This is a genomic window from Candidatus Methylomirabilota bacterium, from assembly GCA_036005065.1.
Lineage (GTDB): Bacteria > Methylomirabilota > Methylomirabilia > Rokubacteriales > DASRDR01 > DASYQW01.
This window is the reverse complement of the sequence record DASYQW010000175.1, coordinates 30,382-45,657: the sequence shown is the minus strand read 5'-3', so window position 1 is coordinate 45,657 and position 15,276 is coordinate 30,382. Positions and strand designations below refer to the sequence as shown.

General features: G+C 70.4%; 17 protein-coding genes. 13 read left to right on the top strand and 4 right to left on the bottom strand.

Annotated elements, in window-relative coordinates; all coding sequences use genetic code 11:
- Positions 1 to 74: 74 nt before the first annotated feature.
- The 4 genes from VGW35_13000 to VGW35_12985 all read right to left on the bottom strand — a co-directional run bounded on the left by VGW35_13000 (position 75) and on the right by VGW35_12985 (position 3,790).
- Positions 75 to 1,130, bottom strand: coding sequence for a tartrate dehydrogenase (locus tag VGW35_13000; GenBank protein HEV8308573.1), 1,056 nt, complete (start codon positions 1,128 to 1,130; stop codon positions 75 to 77).
- Positions 1,131 to 1,233: 103 nt separating this feature from the next.
- Positions 1,234 to 1,647 carry a VOC family protein gene (locus VGW35_12995; protein HEV8308572.1) on the bottom strand — a complete coding sequence of 138 codons (414 nt, stop codon included), beginning with the start codon at positions 1,645 to 1,647 and terminating at the stop codon, positions 1,234 to 1,236.
- Between the two features lie 57 nt (positions 1,648 to 1,704).
- Complete coding sequence (locus VGW35_12990) at positions 1,705 to 2,091, bottom strand: carboxymuconolactone decarboxylase family protein (protein HEV8308571.1); 387 nt, start codon at positions 2,089 to 2,091, stop codon at positions 1,705 to 1,707.
- 55 nt (positions 2,092 to 2,146) lie between these two features.
- Positions 2,147 to 3,790, bottom strand: a complete 1,644-nt coding sequence (locus VGW35_12985) for an isovaleryl-CoA dehydrogenase (GenBank protein HEV8308570.1) — start codon at positions 3,788 to 3,790, stop codon at positions 2,147 to 2,149.
- Between the two features lie 490 nt (positions 3,791 to 4,280).
- On the opposite strand from VGW35_12985, the gene VGW35_12980 reads away from it, so the two are divergent.
- The 13 genes from VGW35_12980 to VGW35_12920 all read left to right on the top strand — a co-directional run bounded on the left by VGW35_12980 (position 4,281) and on the right by VGW35_12920 (position 15,127).
- Positions 4,281 to 4,799 (top strand): gamma-glutamylcyclotransferase family protein, encoded by a 519-nt coding sequence (locus tag VGW35_12980; protein ID HEV8308569.1) that lies wholly within the window; start codon positions 4,281 to 4,283, stop codon positions 4,797 to 4,799.
- A gap of 98 nt (positions 4,800 to 4,897) precedes the next feature.
- The gene (locus VGW35_12975) at positions 4,898 to 5,098 is read left to right on the top strand and encodes a hypothetical protein (protein HEV8308568.1); all 201 of its coding nucleotides are present in this window, start codon (positions 4,898 to 4,900) and stop codon (positions 5,096 to 5,098) included.
- A gap of 86 nt (positions 5,099 to 5,184) precedes the next feature.
- Entirely contained in the window at positions 5,185 to 5,616 is a 432-nt protein-coding gene (locus VGW35_12970; protein HEV8308567.1) for a hypothetical protein, read from the top strand.
- A 60-nt stretch (positions 5,617 to 5,676) separates the two neighbouring features.
- Positions 5,677 to 6,579, top strand: a complete 903-nt coding sequence (locus VGW35_12965; protein HEV8308566.1) for a hypothetical protein — start codon at positions 5,677 to 5,679, stop codon at positions 6,577 to 6,579.
- Between the two features lie 124 nt (positions 6,580 to 6,703).
- Entirely contained in the window at positions 6,704 to 8,209 is a 1,506-nt protein-coding gene (locus tag VGW35_12960) for an ATP-binding protein (GenBank protein ID HEV8308565.1), read from the top strand.
- The gene (locus VGW35_12955; protein ID HEV8308564.1) at positions 8,206 to 8,574 is read left to right on the top strand and encodes a hypothetical protein; all 369 of its coding nucleotides are present in this window, start codon (positions 8,206 to 8,208) and stop codon (positions 8,572 to 8,574) included. The genes VGW35_12960 and VGW35_12955 overlap by 4 nt, the downstream gene beginning before the upstream one ends.
- Before the next feature lie 13 nt (positions 8,575 to 8,587).
- Entirely contained in the window at positions 8,588 to 8,968 is a 381-nt protein-coding gene (locus VGW35_12950) for a response regulator (protein HEV8308563.1), read from the top strand.
- A gap of 9 nt (positions 8,969 to 8,977) precedes the next feature.
- Positions 8,978 to 9,862, top strand: a complete 885-nt coding sequence (locus VGW35_12945; GenBank protein HEV8308562.1) for an MBL fold metallo-hydrolase — start codon at positions 8,978 to 8,980, stop codon at positions 9,860 to 9,862.
- A complete protein-coding gene (locus tag VGW35_12940) occupies positions 9,859 to 10,662 on the top strand; it encodes an SDR family oxidoreductase (GenBank protein HEV8308561.1) in 804 nt (267 codons plus the stop codon). The genes VGW35_12945 and VGW35_12940 overlap by 4 nt, the downstream gene beginning before the upstream one ends.
- Positions 10,662 to 12,113: an amidase gene (locus VGW35_12935; protein HEV8308560.1), complete on the top strand. Its 1,452-nt coding sequence runs from the start codon at positions 10,662 to 10,664 to the stop codon at positions 12,111 to 12,113. Before VGW35_12940 ends, VGW35_12935 begins: the two co-directional genes overlap by 1 nt.
- Positions 12,114 to 12,200: 87 nt before the next feature.
- A complete protein-coding gene (locus VGW35_12930) occupies positions 12,201 to 13,109 on the top strand; it encodes a peptidase U32 family protein (protein HEV8308559.1) in 909 nt (302 codons plus the stop codon).
- A 13-nt stretch (positions 13,110 to 13,122) separates the two neighbouring features.
- Positions 13,123 to 14,031, top strand: a complete 909-nt coding sequence (locus VGW35_12925; GenBank protein ID HEV8308558.1) for a peptidase U32 family protein — start codon at positions 13,123 to 13,125, stop codon at positions 14,029 to 14,031.
- Between the two features lie 25 nt (positions 14,032 to 14,056).
- The gene (locus tag VGW35_12920; protein HEV8308557.1) at positions 14,057 to 15,127 is read left to right on the top strand and encodes a U32 family peptidase; all 1,071 of its coding nucleotides are present in this window, start codon (positions 14,057 to 14,059) and stop codon (positions 15,125 to 15,127) included.
- The last annotated feature ends 149 nt before the right edge of the window (positions 15,128 to 15,276 follow it).

Below are 15,276 nucleotides of genomic sequence, written 5' to 3'. Positions count from 1 at the left end.
GGCGGCTCCCCGCGAGAGGTTCCGGACGAGCGGGACCTTCCGCGGGTCGCGTGACGAAGTCGGTTGGGCCCGCCTTACAGGAGGGCCGCGATCGCCTGCCCCACCTCGGTCGTCGAGGCCTTGCCACCCAGGTCGCGCGTCACGACCTTCCCGTCCGCCACCACCTGCTCGATCGCCTGCACGACGGCGCGGGCGGCGTCGGGGTGCCCCAGGTGCTCCAGCATCATGGCGCCCGTCCAGATCTGCGCGATCGGGTTCGCGATGCCGCGGCCGGCGATGTCCGGCGCCGAGCCGTGTACCGGCTCGAACATCGAGGGGTACTGCTTCTCCGGGTTGATGTTGCCGCCCGGCGCCAGCCCGATGGAGCCGGCGATCGCCGGGCCGAGATCGGAGAGGATGTCCCCGAAGAGATTCGACGCCACCACCACGTCGAACCAGTCCGGGTGCTGAACGAAGTGGGCGGCCAGGATGTCGATGTGATACTGGTCGGTTCGGACGTCCGCGTACTCGCGCCCCATGGCGGCGAAGCGCTCGTCCCAGTACGGCATGCTGTGGATGATGCCGTTGGACTTGGTGGCCGAGGTCAGGTGGCGAGCCGGCCGGGTCCGGGCCAGCTCGAAGGCGTAGCGCATCACGCGATCGCACCCCTTGCGGGTGAAGATCGACTGCTGTACGGCCAGCTCCTCCTCCGTGCCACGATAGAGTCGCCCCCCGATCTCGGAGTACTCCCCCTCGTTGTTCTCGCGCACGATGACCATGTCGATGTCGCGCGGCGTGCGGCCGGCCAGCGGCGAGCGGACTCCTTTCAGGAGCCGCACCGGCCGCAGGTTGACGTACTGGCGGAAGGTCCGCCGGATCGGAATCAGGAGGCCCCACAGCGAGATGTGGTCGGGCACGCCGGGGAAGCCGACGGCGCCGAGGAAGATCGCCTCGACGCCCCGGAGCTGGTCCAGCCCGTCCTCGGGCATCATCCGGCCGGTCTTGGCGTAGCGCTCACAGCTCCAGTCGAAGTGCGTCCAGCTGAGCTCGAAGCCGAACCGGCGGGCGGCCGCCTCGAGGACGCCGATCCCCTCGGGCACGACCTCCTTGCCGATCCCGTCGCCGGGGATCACCGCGATGCGATGTGTCATGGTCCTCTCCTCACGGCGCCGGGCCCGGCTGGCAGTGTGTCCGAGTAACCCGGCGCCGACCCCCGAGCATCGGGGGGGTCTTCCGAGACCACCCCGAAATGACCTAGCACGCGCCGCCGGCCTGCTTGACCGGCTGGATCAGCTCGATCCGCGTGTCGTCGGGCGCCCGCAGGAATGCGATGAGCGGGCCATTCGGCACCTGGATGGGCCCCTCGAGGAGCTTGGCCCCGAAGCCTTCCAGCCGCCGGATGTCCGCCCCGATGTCGGTGGAATCGAAGCCGAAGTGCTCGAGCCCGTGGTGCGGGGTGGCGTCCCCCGGGCCGAGGTGCTCACCGGTCCGCGCGCCCGAGATGTTGACGAACATGCCACCGTCCTCGCTGGCGCAGCGGATGAAACGGTCGCCGAAGACGCGCGTCTCGTCGCTGAGGATCCTGAAGTTGAGGGCGCGCACGTACCACTCCGCGGTCTTCCGCGGATCGGGCGCCTTGAGGTGGATGTGATTGATCCGGTATGGCATGAATTCCCTCCGTCGAGACATCGCTCCCGGGGGGGCCGCCGAGGCCCCCTCCGGCTGTTAGTCGGTCCACTCCCCACGCTCGATCAGCACCTCGCGAAGCGCCACCAGGCCGTCGACCACCACCGGCATCCCGCCGTAGGTGACCATCTGGAAGATCACCTCGGCCACCTCCTGGCGCGTCGCTCCGACGTTGAGGGCGGCGTGGAGGTGGGCTCGGAGCTCCGGCCCCCGGCCGAGCACCGTGAGGGCCGCCACCGCACAGAGCTCGCGCTGGCGCTGGGGGAGCACCTCCCGGCTGTAGAGCTTCCCGGTGAAGAACATGGAGAGCTCCCGGGCCAGCTCCTTGTCGAACTTCCGCCACAGCTCGTAGCCGACGCCGCCCTTGACCGAGTGGAAGAGCATCGCCGCCGTGCGCCTGGTCGTCTCCTTCAGATCCTCGCTCATGCTCGCCTCCCCGGCCGCCGGTCGGCGCGGCCTCACGTCCTCTGGCGCGCGTCGATCAGGGCCGGGCGCGGTCGATGATGGCCTTGGCGTCGGCCCCGGCGGGCAGCGTCCCGAACGCGCGCCCCCAATCCCCCGCGAGCCGGGAGGCGCAGAACGCGTCCGCCACCGCCGGGTGGCCGTGCCGCACCAGGAGCGAGCCCTGCAGAGCCAGGGCGAGCCGCTCGACGAGCCGGCGGGCCCCGGCCTCGGCCTCCTCACCGTCGGCCCGGGCGGCCCGCAGCTCGGGCTCCAGCACGGCCGCGTAGGCATCGAGGCGCCGGTCGGCCCCGAGGCTCCGTCGTACCTCGGCCCACACCGCCTCCACCGTCTCCGGCTGCCGCGTCATCGCCCTGAGCACGTCGAGACACATGATGTTCCCGCTGCCCTCCCAGATCGAGTTGAGCGGCGCCTCGCGGTAGAGCCGGGGCAGGGCCGATTCCTCGACGTAGCCGTTTCCGCCGAGGACCTCCAGCGCCTCGACCACGGCGCTCGGGGCGCGCTTGGTGACCCAGTATTTCGCGACGGGGGTCGCCAGCCGCCGGAAGGCCGCCTCCTCGGGTTCGGCCAGCCGGTCATACGCCCGGGCGAGCCGCAGCGCCAGCGCCGTCGCCGCCTCCGACTCCACGCCGAGGTCGGCGAGCACGTTCCGCATCAGCGGCTGATCCACGAGGCGTCGCTGGAAGGCCGAGCGGTGCGCGGCGTGGTGAATCGCCTGGGCGACGGCATGCCGGACCAGGGCGGCCGAGCCGAGGGCGCAGTCGAGCCGGGTCAGGTTGCCCATCTCGATGATCGTCGGAACTCCTCGCCCTTCTTCTCCGACCAGGCGTGCCCAGGCGCCGTCGAACTCGACTTCGCTGGAGGCGTTCGACCGGTTCCCGAGCTTGTCCTTGAGTCGCTGGAGGTGGAAGCGATTCTTCTCGCCGTCGGGCGTGAAGCGCGGCAGCAGGAAGCACGAGAGTCCGCCCGGGGCCTGGGCCAGGACCAGGAAGGCGTCGCACATCGGCGCCGAGCAGAACCACTTGTGACCCGTCAGGCGGTACTCGGCCCCCGGCCCGCCACCGGCCACCGGGACGGCGCGCGTGGTATTGGCGCGAACGTCCGAGCCGCCCTGCTTCTCCGTCATCGCCATGCCGAGGAGCACTCCCGCCTTCTCGGGCGCCGGCCGGCAACGGGCGTCGTAGATCGTGGTGAGCATCCGGGGTTCCCACTCGGCCGCCAGCTCCGGCTGGCGGCGCAAGGCGGGAACGGCCGCGTAGGTCATCCCGATGGGGCAGCCGACGCCCGCCTCCACTTCGTTCAGCAACATCATCGCCGCCGCCCGAGCCACGTGGGCGCCCGGCCGGGGCTCGCGCCAGGGGCCACTGTGGAGCCCCTGGGCGACGCCGAGCCCCAGGAGCGCGTGCCAGGCCGGGTGGAACTCCACCTCGTCCCGCCGCCGGCCGAAGCGGTCGAAGGCCTGGAGGACGGGCGGATGCCGGTGGGCCTGAATGCTCCAGTCGAGCACCTCCTGAGAGCCCACGCGCTGCCCGAAGCGTTCGAGCGCCGCCGCCGCCCAGCCGGCGCCCTCCCGGTGGAGGGCCTCGACGAGCGCCCGGTCAGTGGTGAACAGGTTGACGTCGACGAGCGGCGGGGGCTGGTTCTGCACCTCATGGGTCGCCATGCCGGCAGCATAGGGTACCGGCCGGGCGGCTGCAACACCCCGTCTCACGCCCGTCGCGGAAGTCGCCGCCAGTCGTGCTACGGTATTGGAGGCCATGCGGCTTGCCCTCGAGATCTTCCTGGCCAACTCCCTGGTCATCCTGATCACATCGAGGCGTACTCAGAAGGCGGAGGACACGGAGAGGAGAACTTCGCGACTGCCTGTAACAAATGCAACCTACGCAAGAGCAATCGGCGGGCAGAAGAGTATGCGGAGGAGAAGCCCGGTCGGCCGGTCAAAGGAAGGTACGGGGAGCCTAAGTACTGGGATGCCTTCGCGTCGCTTTTCGTGGTGCTTGCCGACAAAGAGCCAAGCGCCCTCACCGTGAACGAGAACGCCTGGCGGCAGGCCCTCTGGGCTCACCTTGGGCGTGAGCACCCCGAGCCGTCGCAGCAGCCGGGCGGCTCCCGCGCCCGCAGCTGAACGGCGCTCGTTAGCTGCCGAGGGGGCGATGACCGGCAGAACGAACGAGAAGTTCCTCTACTTCGCCTACGGCTCGAACATGCTCTCCCGACGGCTGCTGTCGCGGACCCCTTCTGCGATTGCTGTCGGAGTTGGCTATACGACCGGTCGGCGTCTCACGTTCGATAAGGTGAGCTCCGACGGATCGGGGAAATGTGACATCGAGCCCACGGCGAACCCTACTGATCGTGTCTACGGCGCGCTATTCGAGATTGTGTCCGCTGAGAAGCCGGCGCTCGACGACGCCGAGGGCCTCGGAAAGGGCTATCGCGAAGCGAGAGTCACTGTCTTCACCTCTGGCGCTAACCGCGAGGCGCTCGCGTATGTCGCCACAGCTAAGGAACCTGCCCTGCGTCCCTACCATTGGTACAAGGCTCTTGTAGTTGCCGGGGCGACCGAGCATGCTCTCCCACGGCCGTACGTCGAGTGGCTTAGAACGGTCGAGTCCAAGCAAGATCCGAAGGCAAAGAGGCGTGCCGAGAATGAAGCGCTGCTGTTTGGCAGCTAACCCCGCGCTCGGGCGGACACGTTTCGCTCGCCGCTTACCGCGCGCGTTAGCCGACACCGATCTCGAAGGTGCTATAGTGACCGGACAAGGAGGGGGGAATGGGAAAGATCGAAAACCTCGAGGAACAGATCCTGGCGCTATCCTCCGAGGAGCTAACCAGGTTTCGAGAGTGGTTCGCGCAGCTCGATGCCGAGGCATGGGACCGGCAGCTAGAGGCTGACGCGAAGGCTGGGAAGCTCGATCGACTCGCCGAACGTGCCCTCCGGGCACATCCGGCGGGACAGTCTACCGAGCTTTGATCCAGCCGCACTAAGCGCGCGCGCCAGCGGACTGGAGGCTCGCGGTCCTCGCACTCCGGTCGCTGACCCCCATCGTTGGACTCGGTATGAGACGAGACATTCACGGATCCATCGCCGCTGGACTCGCGATTCTCACGTTCAGCGCTGCCGCCGCGGCCGCTGAACTCTTCCAGGCGGACTCCAAGTGGCTGGTCAATGCGAAAATGGACGTCGTCGTGAGAGAAGTCGAGCGACGACCGAGATCTTCGGTGGTCGAGATCGAGGTCAACTCACGCGGCTCCTCGGTAGGCGGGTCGTTCTTCATCATGTGTAGCCTTCGCCAACTCGCCCGGCTGCGGGGTGACTACCGCCACATCGTGAAGGTCGACGACCAGCCGAAGCCAGGTCAGATGCTCGTCGGCTTTCTCCGGAGTCCCGACGATGATCTGCGGCAGGTCGGCCCCGAGTTCCAGGTCCTCGCGTCACGCGACATCCTTCATCTGGACCAGTTCGCCGAGCTCTGCGCCTCGATGAAGTAGACGGTCCGTTCACGAGTCTCGGGGCTCCGGCACCGCCGCGGGTCTGCGTCAGGACAACGCATGGTTTGGTCGAGGCTCGGTGACGTCGTCGGCGCTCTGGCCGCGGCCGGCATCCGCCTGTGGGTCCGGCTGACGGGCCGGCGCGTGTCGAAGCATGCGGCGCCCTGGTTGCAATGCCCGATGGGGCCGCGCGGGCGCATCGGCGCGGAGTTCTACGAGCACCTCGCCCACCGAGAGCACCTTCAGGTCCGGCGGTCGCCCGCCGCGGGGCTGCTGACCGATTTCGATGCCCTGAAGGGAAGCAGCTTCGATCCCGCCTCCGTCCGCCCGGCCATCCGCGACTTCTACGAGCATACTTCCTGTTACCACCTGGAGGCCTGGAGCGAGGCGGGCCTCTTGACCCGGTTCTTCCTGTGGGCACTGACCGAGTTCGTCAGCCGGCGCATGGATCAACTGAACTTCCCGGTGTCGTCCCTCGAGCTGGCCGGGGGGATGACGAGCAGCGTGCTCCCCATGTTCGATGCGTCTGGGCGATGGGTCTACACCGGCTGGCTCCGGCGGCTCGTGGCGGCCGATCGGGTCATCTACACGGGCCTCTATTCCACGGAACGGCCGGCCGCCTTCCCGGACCCGTGTGTCAAAGTCAGTTTCCCGTTGCCCCTGGGGAGCGCGACCGTCTTCCTGCGGCCGGAGGCCCAGCCCGACGGCTCCTTCAAGCTGATCTCGTCGGGATCGCGCTTCGGCGAGCCCGGCTTCTACCGGATGGTCGAGGTGGACGCCGATCATTGGAAGGTGCGCTATATCCGTACCTTGCGCGAATCCTTCCATGTCTACGTCGATCGGGAAGGAACCCTGCGTACCGAACACATGGTCCGATTTCTCGGTCTCGCGGTGCTCCGGCTGCACTACAAAATGGAACGGGCTCGTCAAGGCCTCCCGGCACCGCCGAGACCGGGAGCCTAGGAGCTTCACCCGTGCTTCCGGGCACCCGGCCGGCGGTACCGCCGTCACGACCACCGAGCGAGAGCCCCCCGGAATGACCTAGCCCTGCCGGCCGCCGGCCAGTCGTGCTAGGGTATTGGACGCCATGCGGCTCGCCCTCAAGATCTTCCTGGCCAACTCCCTGGTCATCCTGATCCTGGTAGGAGTGGCCGCCTGGACCCTCACCGAGGTGGCCCGGCTGATCGCCGCCGACCGGCAGATTGCGATCCGCGGGGCCGATGCCCTGCGCCTCGAGGCGTCGCTGCGCGAGCGGGTCGGCCAGGCGCACCGCCTGGAGATGCGGCATCTGATCTTCGGGGACCGCGAGTACGCGGAGGTCTCGAGCCTCGAAGCGCTCCGCATCCAGAAGGGACTCGAATTGCTGGGAAGCCTCCTGGCCACCGAGCCCGAGCGAGCCCAGTGGCACGAAGCGGTGCAGGCGTTCGGACGGTATCGCGCGGCCGTGGCCAGGGGTCACGAGCTCCGCGCGCGAGGCAACCTGCCTCGGGCGACGCGGGTGCTCGAGTCCGAGGCCGGGCAGGCGGCCGACCGCGTGATCGCCGCGCTCGACCGCCTCATGGACCTGACGCAGGCGGCCCTCAACGAAGGCCAGCTCCAGGCCACCCTCGCCCTGGGCCAGGTGCAGAGCGACGTGACCCGGTTTCGCGAGCACACCTGGACGGCCGTGGTCGTTGCGCTCATCGTGGCCGTCCTCGTCGCGCTCCTCGGCACGGCGGCCATCGCCGTGCGCATGACGCGCTCACTCCGCCGCCTGGCCGCCGCCACCACCGCCCTGGCCGAGGGCTCGTTCGGGGAGCCGGTGCCCGTCGAGACGGGTGACGAGATCGGCGCCCTGGCCCGGTCCTTCAACAGCATGGCCGCCCGGCTCCGCGAGGTCGACGCCCTCAAGGAACAGTTCTACGCGACCATGTCACACGAGCTCCGGTCGCCGCTGACCTCGGCCCGGGAAGCGGCCCACCTCCTCCAGCAGGGCGGCCCCGGGCCACTCACGGCGAAGCAGGAGAAGCTCCTCGCCATCATCCACGGGAGCGCGGACCGCCTGCTCCGGCTCGTGAGCCAGGTGCTGGATCTCTCCCGGCTGAATGCGGGGATGCTTCCGCTCGACCGCCGTCCGTTCGACCTGGAGCGGACCGTCCGGCACGCGGTGAAGGAGCTGCGCATCCAGGCCCGGGAACGCGGGGTCGCCCTGATCCACGACAGTGGACCGGGCCCGTTCGAGCTGTTCGGGGACGAGGACCGGATCGTCGAGGTCCTCGTCAATCTCATGGCCAACGCGATCCGCTTCACCCCGACCGGCGGCACGGTCGCCGTGCGGCTTCAGGACGCCGGACCCGAGATGCGGCTCGAGGTGGAGGATACCGGGGTCGGCATCCCGGCCGACGCGCTGCCATTCGTCTTCGACCGGTACCGGCAGGCTCACTCCGGCCGCGGGGGCACCGGGCTCGGCCTCGCCATCGTCCGGGGCGTGGTCGAAGCGCACGGCGGACGGGTCGGCGTGGAGTCGGAGGAAGGCAAGGGCTGCCGCTTCACCGTCATGCTCCCCCGGCACGCCGCCAGCAGCGTGCCGGGGGAGGGGCCGGGACACCCATGAACACTCGGGTTCCGTTGATCGCCGTCTGGCTGCTCGCGTGGGGGTGCGCCGCCGCCTCCGGCCCGCCGGCCTCCTCCCCCGCCGCGTCGGCGCTTCTGGCGCGGGCCGACGACCAGCTGGTGGCCGGCCAGTACCGCGGGGCGGTGAGCCTCTACGACGAGCTCCTCCGGGCCCATGTCGCCGATCCGGCCACGGCCCGCGCCCGGGCGACGCGGGCGGTCCTCGACCGGCTCCTCCTGGCCCAGGGCGAGATCGAGCGCCTCCACCGCGAGCTGGCCTCGCGCCAGGTCGAGATCGACCGGCTCCGCGCGGACCTGGACCGCCTGCGGAGCATCGACCTCCGCCAGCCCCCGCGCACCCGCTGAACGGACGACCGACGTGGCCAAGTCGATCCTCATCATCGACAACGACGCGAGCCTGGTCGCGTTCCTGGCCTTTCTCTTCGAGGAGCAGGGGTTCACCGTCTACACGGCGCTCGACGGCGACGAGGGCGTCACCCTCGCCGCCCGGCACAAGCCCTCGGTCATCATCTCCGACATGATGATGGGGCACATGCATGGCTTCGAGGTCTTGCAGCGGATCCGCTCGGACCCCGAGCTCAACCGGACCGTGGTGATCGCGATGTCCGCGAAGTCCTTCAAGCCCGACATCGACCGGGCCCGTGAGCTGGGGGCGACCGAGTACGTCGTCAAGCCGTTCAAGACCGAGGAGCTCGTGGCCCTCGTCGCGCACCACCTCTCGGCACCAGGGCTCGAGTAGATGCCCGCCATGAGGGCCACCTTCTGGGGCACGCGCGGCTCCATCGCGACCCCGGGCCCGGCCACCGCCCGATACGGGGGCAACACCTCGTGCGTCGAGGTGCGGTGCGGGGAGAACATTCTGATCTTCGACGCCGGCACCGGCGTCCGGGAGCTCGGCCTCACCCTCCTGCGGGAATTCCTCGGCAACCCCCTGACGCTCCACCTGTTCATCAGCCACACCCACTGGGACCACATTCAGGGATTCCCCTTCTTCATGCCGGCCTACGAGGCCACCACGACGCTTCACGTGTACGGGTCCCCCGGGCAGGGCCGCTCCCTGGAGAAACTCCTCCGCGGCCAGATGGATCCCGACTACTTCCCGGTGGCGTTCGGCGACCTGGAGTCTTCGATCCACCTGCACGAGTTCCGCGGCGCCGACTTCCACATCGGCGACACGACGGTATCCGCCATGTACCTGAACCATCCGGGCATGAACCTCGGCTACCGGGTGACACGGGCCGGCAAGTCGCTCGTCTACGCCACCGATCACGAGCCCTACCGCTCGACCTTGCCGTATGTCGGCCAGCGGGGCGAGGAGGGCTGGGAGTACGGGCAGGTGCTCGATGAGGAGCTCGTGAAGTTCACGGCGGCGGCCGACCTCTACATCGGCGAGGCGCAGTATACCGACGAGGAGTACCGCGGGCGCGTCGGGTGGGGGCACTCGTCGCTGAGCACGACGGTGGGCGTCGCGCTGAAGGCCAGGGTCAAGTCGCTGGCGCTCTTCCATCACGATCCGATGCATTCGGACGCGATCGTGTCGGACATGGTCGACAAGGCGCGGCGGCTCATCGCCGCCCAGCGGTCGTCGCTCCAGTGCGTGGCGGCGGCGGAGGGCGACCTGATCGAGCTGTGAGCGCACGGGCGATGGCCGTGCGCGAGAGGGGTGGCGGGATGAAGCTCAAGGACAAGGTCGCGATCGTGACCGGTGCCGGCTCGGGTATCGGGCGCGCCTCCGCCCTGCTCTTCGCTCGCGAGGGCGCCAGGGTCGCCGTGGTGGATCTCCGCGACGACGCCGCCAAGGACGCGGCCCAGGAGATCGAGGGCGGGGGAGGCCAGGCTCTGGCGATCAGGGCCGACGTCTCCCGGGCCGCCGACACCGAGGCGGCCGTCAATCAGGCGGTCGCCCGATGGGGGCGGCTCGACATCGTCTACGCCAACGCCGGGGTGCCGCAGTGGCCTACCAGCGTGGAGAACGTGGACGAGGCCACGTTCGACCGGATCATGGCGGTCAACGTCAAGGGCGTCTTCCTCGCCGCCAAGTACGCGGCGCCGATCATGAAGCGGCAGCGGAGCGGGGTCATCCTCATCACGGCGTCGACCTCCGCCGTCCGGCCGCGCCCGCGGGTCCAGTGCTACTCGGCCTCCAAGGGGGCGGTGATCACCCTGACCAAGAGTCTGGCCCTCGAGCTGGCGCCCTTCGGCATCCGGGTCCTGGCCGTCGCGCCGGTGGCGACCGACACCCCGATGCTGCCGACCTTCATGGGCAAGCAGGCCATCGACGACGAAGGCCGCGCGCGCTACGTCGCGACGATTCCCCTCGGGCGTCTCAACACGCCGGAGGACATCGCCCGGACCGCCCTGTTCCTGGTCTCCGATGATGCCGCCATGCTCACCGGCACCTGCGTCGAGATCGACGGCGGCCGGTGCATCTGATGGACCTCCCCTACCTCGGCATCGCGGACCTCGGGCCGCGCCTCAACCGGAGGGAGCTCTCGCCCGTCGAGCTGTGCCGCGCGCTCCTGGCGCGCTGCGAGGCTCTCGAGCCGCGTCTCAACGCCTTCATCACGCTCGCCCCCGACCGTATCCTGGCGGAGGCGCGAGCCGTGGAGCAGGAGCTGACAGCGGGGCGAAGCCGGGGTCCGCTCCACGGGGTGCCGATCGCCGTCAAGGATCTCTGCCGGACGGCCGGCGAGCGGACGACCGGGGGCTCGAAGGTGCTCGCCGACTCCGTCCCCGCCGAGGACGCGAGCGTGGTCGCGCGACTCCGGGCGGCGGGGGCCATCGTCTTCGGGAAGACGAACACGCCCGAGTTCGCCTACGGTCCGCTCAACGAGTATCACTACGGGCCCTCCCGCAACCCGTGGGACCTCGATCGTTTCACCGGCGGGTCGAGCATGGGGGCGGCGGCGGCCCTGGCGGCCGGGCTCGTCCCCGGCGCGATCGGCAGCGACACCGGGGGCTCGATCCGCGGCCCGGCCCACTGGTCGGGAGTCACCGGGCTCAAGCCCACGTATGGCCGGGTGCCGCTGCGCGGCGTGATCCCCCTGGCCACGTCGCTCGACCACGTCGGGCCCATGGCCCGCTCGGCCGAGGACGCGGCGCTGCTCCTCGGCGCCATCGCCGGCTACGATCCGGCCGATCCGACGTCGGCCGAGGTGGCGGTGCCCGCCTACATGGCCGAGCTCGGCCGGCCGGTCCGCGGGCTCCGGGTCGGCGTGCCGCGCCCCTATTTCTGGGACGCGCTGCCCGCCGACATCGCCCGGGCGGTGGAGGCGGCGCTCGACGGTCTGCGGGGACTCGGTCTCGTTCAGGTCGACGTGGCGATTCCCGAGTGGCCGGCCGCCGCCGACGCCAGCCACGTCCTCGTCCGGTGCGAGGCTGCGGCCGAATACCGCGCGGTGCTCGCGGAGCGCGCCGCCGACCTGATCCCCCAGGTCCGCGAGCGCCTCGAGGCGGGCGCGGCCACCCCGGCGCCCGACTACGTCGACGCGCTGCGAGCCGCCGGACGCCTGCGCACGGCGCTGGGGCCGCTCTTCCGGCGGGTCGACCTTCTCGCCCTGCCGGGCCGCGATCAGCCCGCCCCGCGGATGGACGCGGGTGGAAAGCTCCTCGAGCCCTTGTCGAAGCGGAACTACATGGCCCCCTTCAATCTGGTGGGGCTGCCGGCGCTCACCATCCCGTGCGGCTTCGACCCCGGGGGCCTTCCGATCGGGCTTCAGCTCGCCGGGCGCGCCTGGGGGGAAGGCACGCTCTTCGCCGTGGCCCACGCCTACCAGCAGGTCACGGACTGGCATCGGCGCCGTCCGATCCTGCCGGCGGTCGAATCGGCTCGGGCCGGAGTCCGCGTGTCAGGGGGCGCCGGGCGGCCGCGCCCGTCTCGCTGACCCGCGGCCGCGGGCGCGGCAGGCCGTCCCCGGGGCAGCCAGTCCCTCTTGACTTCTCGCGGCCTTTCCCCGAGTCTGGCGGGCAGGATGGCCATCCTGCTGGCGCCTGCCGGTAGCCCCGAAGCCCTGAACGCCACGCTCGAGGCGGGCGCGGACGCCGTCTACGTCGGCCTCAAAGGCTGGAGCCGCGGCGGCGCCCGGGGAGAGCTCGACTGGGACGAGCTGGCCGGTGCGGTCCGCCTGGCCGCGACCCGTGGCGCCGAGATCCAGGTCGCGCTGAACACGATCCCGAAGCCCCGCGAGCGGGCGGCCCTGCTGGCCGAGATCCCGCGCGTCGCCCGGATGGGGGTCCGCACGCTCATCGTCAACGACATCGGGATCCTCGACACCCTGCGCCGGCGCTTTCCGGAGCTCGCCCTCACGGCCAGCATCGGGTGCGGAGCCCAGACGGCGGCCGACGTCGCCTTCCTCGCGGAGATCGGCGCCGCCGCCGTGGTGCTGCCCGGGACCCTCGACTCCGACGAGGCCGCTGCCTGCGTGGCGGTGGGCGGCGTCACCATCGAGATCATGCTGCACATGGTCGAAGAGTTCGTGCTCCTCGGGAAGTGCTCGATGCCGAGCTACGTCCACCTCAGGCCGACGGCGATGCCCGGTGGCCTCCCCGAGGCCACGCGGCAGACCGGCAGCATGAAGCGAGGCGGCGTGGGCGCCTGCTTCCGGATCTGCCAGCAGCCGTGGGTGCTGGAGGACGGCGCCGGGCGGCGCGAGACCCAGATGTTCCCGAGCCGGCAGCTCGCGCGACTGCCGGAGGTCGCCGGCTACGTGGCGGCCGGCGTCGGCGTCCTGAAGCTCCAGGGCCGGAGCCTGCCTCCCGAGCGGCTGGGGCCGCTGGTCGGACGCTACCGCCGCGCGCTCGACGCCGCTCAGGCCGGTGAGCCGGCACCCGAACAGCCGAGCCTCGGCCTGCCGCCCTCATGGACCGTGGTGGGCCGGTAGGGATGCTGGTCACGTGACGGCGACCTTCGAGCTCAACACCTCCGTCTCGAACCTCCGGCATCTCGCCGCGTCCGACCTCGCGCCCTACGACGCCGTCTATCTCGGGAACATCTACTGCCGCGCCTACGAGGGGAACCTCCTGGAGCGGCCCGTCGAGCTGCAGGACGCGATCCGGTTCGTCCGCGACCGGGGGAAGCGTCCGTACCTCACGACCTACGCGGCGCCGCGAACCGACGGCCTGGCCGCCCTCCGCCGGGCGCTGGAGGTCGCGGCAGCCGAGGGCGTCGAGGCCGTCGAGGTCCACAGCCTCGGTCTCCTCAAGCTGGTCCACGACGCCTTCCCCGGCCTGGCGATCCACGTGGGCAGCTTCGGCAACGTGTACACGGATGCCGGGGTCGAAGTGCTCAAGGCGTTCGGCGTGCGCCGAATCACGCCGAGCCACGAGCTGACGCTCGACGAGACCGACGAGATCGCGCGCGATACGGGCCTGTCCGCCGAGCTCCTGGTCCATGGCAAGATGCCGCTCGGCGTCTCGGAGTTCTGCTTCTTGCTCGACTACGAGGCGAAATGGGATGCCCGGTGCCCGGATCTCTGCCAGCAAGACGTCTTCCTGCGGAGAGAGGACTGGGGCCTGAAGTCCGTGGGCAAGGGGATCCTGAGCGGGCGGGACGTCTGCATGCTGGAGCACCTCCCGCGGCTCGTGAGCCGGGGCCATCGCCACTTCCGGATCGAGGCGGCGTCGGAGAGCCCGGCCTATCGCCAGGGAGTCGCCGCCGTCTATCGCGAGGCCCTCACGCGGGCACTGGCCGGAGAGTACGCCATCGAGCCCGCCTGGTGGCGCACGCTGCGCGCCCACGCCCGACTCGGGTTCTGTAACGGCTTCTACTTCGGCAAGAGCGGGATGCAATACCTGAGCGCCTGAACCCCCCACCAGGATGGAGAGCCTTATGACCGAGCTATTGTCGCCGGGCGGGTCCCTGGAAATGGTCCGAGCGGCCGTGCGGGCGGGCGCCGACTCCGTCTACGTCGGCCCCCTGGGCTGGAGTCGACGGGACCCGGCCTACGAGCTGGCCCACCATGACGTGCTGGCGGCGCTCGAGCTGGCCCATGACCACGGCACCCGGCTGCGGGTGGCCCTCAACACGGACATCGACCCGGCCGACCACGCCGACATGCTGCGGAAGGTGGAGGGCTATGCCGAACGGGGCGTCGACGGCTTCATCGTGCGCTCTCACGACGCCATGCGCCAGATCCACGCCCGGTTTCCCGAGATCACCATTCACGCCAGCGTCGCGTGCAACATCCGCGATCGAGCGTCGATGGAGCAGGCCCGGGCCGCCGGCGCCACCCAGTTCGTCGCCTCCACCGCCCTGAACACCTACGAGCGCATCGCCGCGCTCAAGCACACCGCGGACGAGGTCGGAATCGGCGTCGAGCTCCTGATCCACTCGAACCGCTGCGTGACCGGGGTCGGGGGCTGCAAGCTCTTCGACTACTTCGCCCCTTACTTCGAGGAGCAGGTCGTGCAGGACTCGGACGGGAGCCGTCGAGTCAGGCTGGTCGGGAACCCCGACAAGGGTGGTGTCTGCTACCGGCCCTGTCTGGGCAACCACGTCCCCCAGATCGCCGAGAGGTTCCCGGCCAAGGTCCTGACCTACCTGGAACGGTCCAACAACGAGATCTACCACTTGCTCGAGGACGTCCCCCGCTACCTCGCGCTCGGGGTGACGACGCTGAAGATCCAGGGACGCGAGTATCCCGCCCCCCTCATCGCGGAGCTGACGCGGATCTACCGCCGTCTCATCGATCAGACCCGCGACGGGGCGCCCGACATCGAAGGAGCGCGGGCGGCGCTCGACCCCGTGCTGGCCGAGCGGAACGGCTGCCGGACTGCGACGACCCAGCGCCTCCACGAGCGCCTCCTCGGCCGGATGGCGGCGGTGGGCGCGGCGCGGACGACCGACTGGGATCCGCACGCCGAGGAGGCGCGCTTGCGGCGCGCCGAGGCGACGGGCTAAGCCCTGGGAGGGGGCCTCGACGGCCCCCTCCCACACCCACCCCCCCGGGAGAGGTTGCGGCGGCACAGCCGCCGCTCGGAGCGGCGCTCGACGCATCCCCGCGCTCGGGGCGAGCTGCCGGGTTACTCCGACACCCTGTTCGGAGGGGG

Excerpts from the sequence above, each read along its gene's own strand:
- VGW35_13000 (HEV8308573.1), bottom strand. The coding sequence starts at position 1,130 with ATGACACATCGCATCGCGGTGATCCCCGGCGACGGGATCGGCAAGGAG.
- VGW35_12995 (HEV8308572.1), bottom strand. The coding sequence starts at position 1,647 with ATGCCATACCGGATCAATCACATCCACCTCAAGGCGCCCGATCCGCGG.
- VGW35_12990 (HEV8308571.1), bottom strand. The coding sequence starts at position 2,091 with ATGAGCGAGGATCTGAAGGAGACGACCAGGCGCACGGCGGCGATGCTC.
- VGW35_12985 (HEV8308570.1), bottom strand. The coding sequence starts at position 3,790 with ATGGCGACCCATGAGGTGCAGAACCAGCCCCCGCCGCTCGTCGACGTC.
- VGW35_12980 (HEV8308569.1), top strand. The coding sequence starts at position 4,281 with ATGACCGGCAGAACGAACGAGAAGTTCCTCTACTTCGCCTACGGCTCG.
- VGW35_12975 (HEV8308568.1), top strand. The coding sequence starts at position 4,898 with ATGGGAAAGATCGAAAACCTCGAGGAACAGATCCTGGCGCTATCCTCC.
- VGW35_12970 (HEV8308567.1), top strand. The coding sequence starts at position 5,185 with ATGAGACGAGACATTCACGGATCCATCGCCGCTGGACTCGCGATTCTC.
- VGW35_12965 (HEV8308566.1), top strand. The coding sequence starts at position 5,677 with ATGGTTTGGTCGAGGCTCGGTGACGTCGTCGGCGCTCTGGCCGCGGCC.
- VGW35_12960 (HEV8308565.1), top strand. The coding sequence starts at position 6,704 with ATGCGGCTCGCCCTCAAGATCTTCCTGGCCAACTCCCTGGTCATCCTG.
- VGW35_12955 (HEV8308564.1), top strand. The coding sequence starts at position 8,206 with ATGAACACTCGGGTTCCGTTGATCGCCGTCTGGCTGCTCGCGTGGGGG.
- VGW35_12945 (HEV8308562.1), top strand. The coding sequence starts at position 8,978 with ATGAGGGCCACCTTCTGGGGCACGCGCGGCTCCATCGCGACCCCGGGC.
- VGW35_12935 (HEV8308560.1), top strand. The coding sequence starts at position 10,662 with ATGGACCTCCCCTACCTCGGCATCGCGGACCTCGGGCCGCGCCTCAAC.
- VGW35_12930 (HEV8308559.1), top strand. The coding sequence starts at position 12,201 with ATGGCCATCCTGCTGGCGCCTGCCGGTAGCCCCGAAGCCCTGAACGCC.
- VGW35_12920 (HEV8308557.1), top strand. The coding sequence starts at position 14,057 with ATGACCGAGCTATTGTCGCCGGGCGGGTCCCTGGAAATGGTCCGAGCG.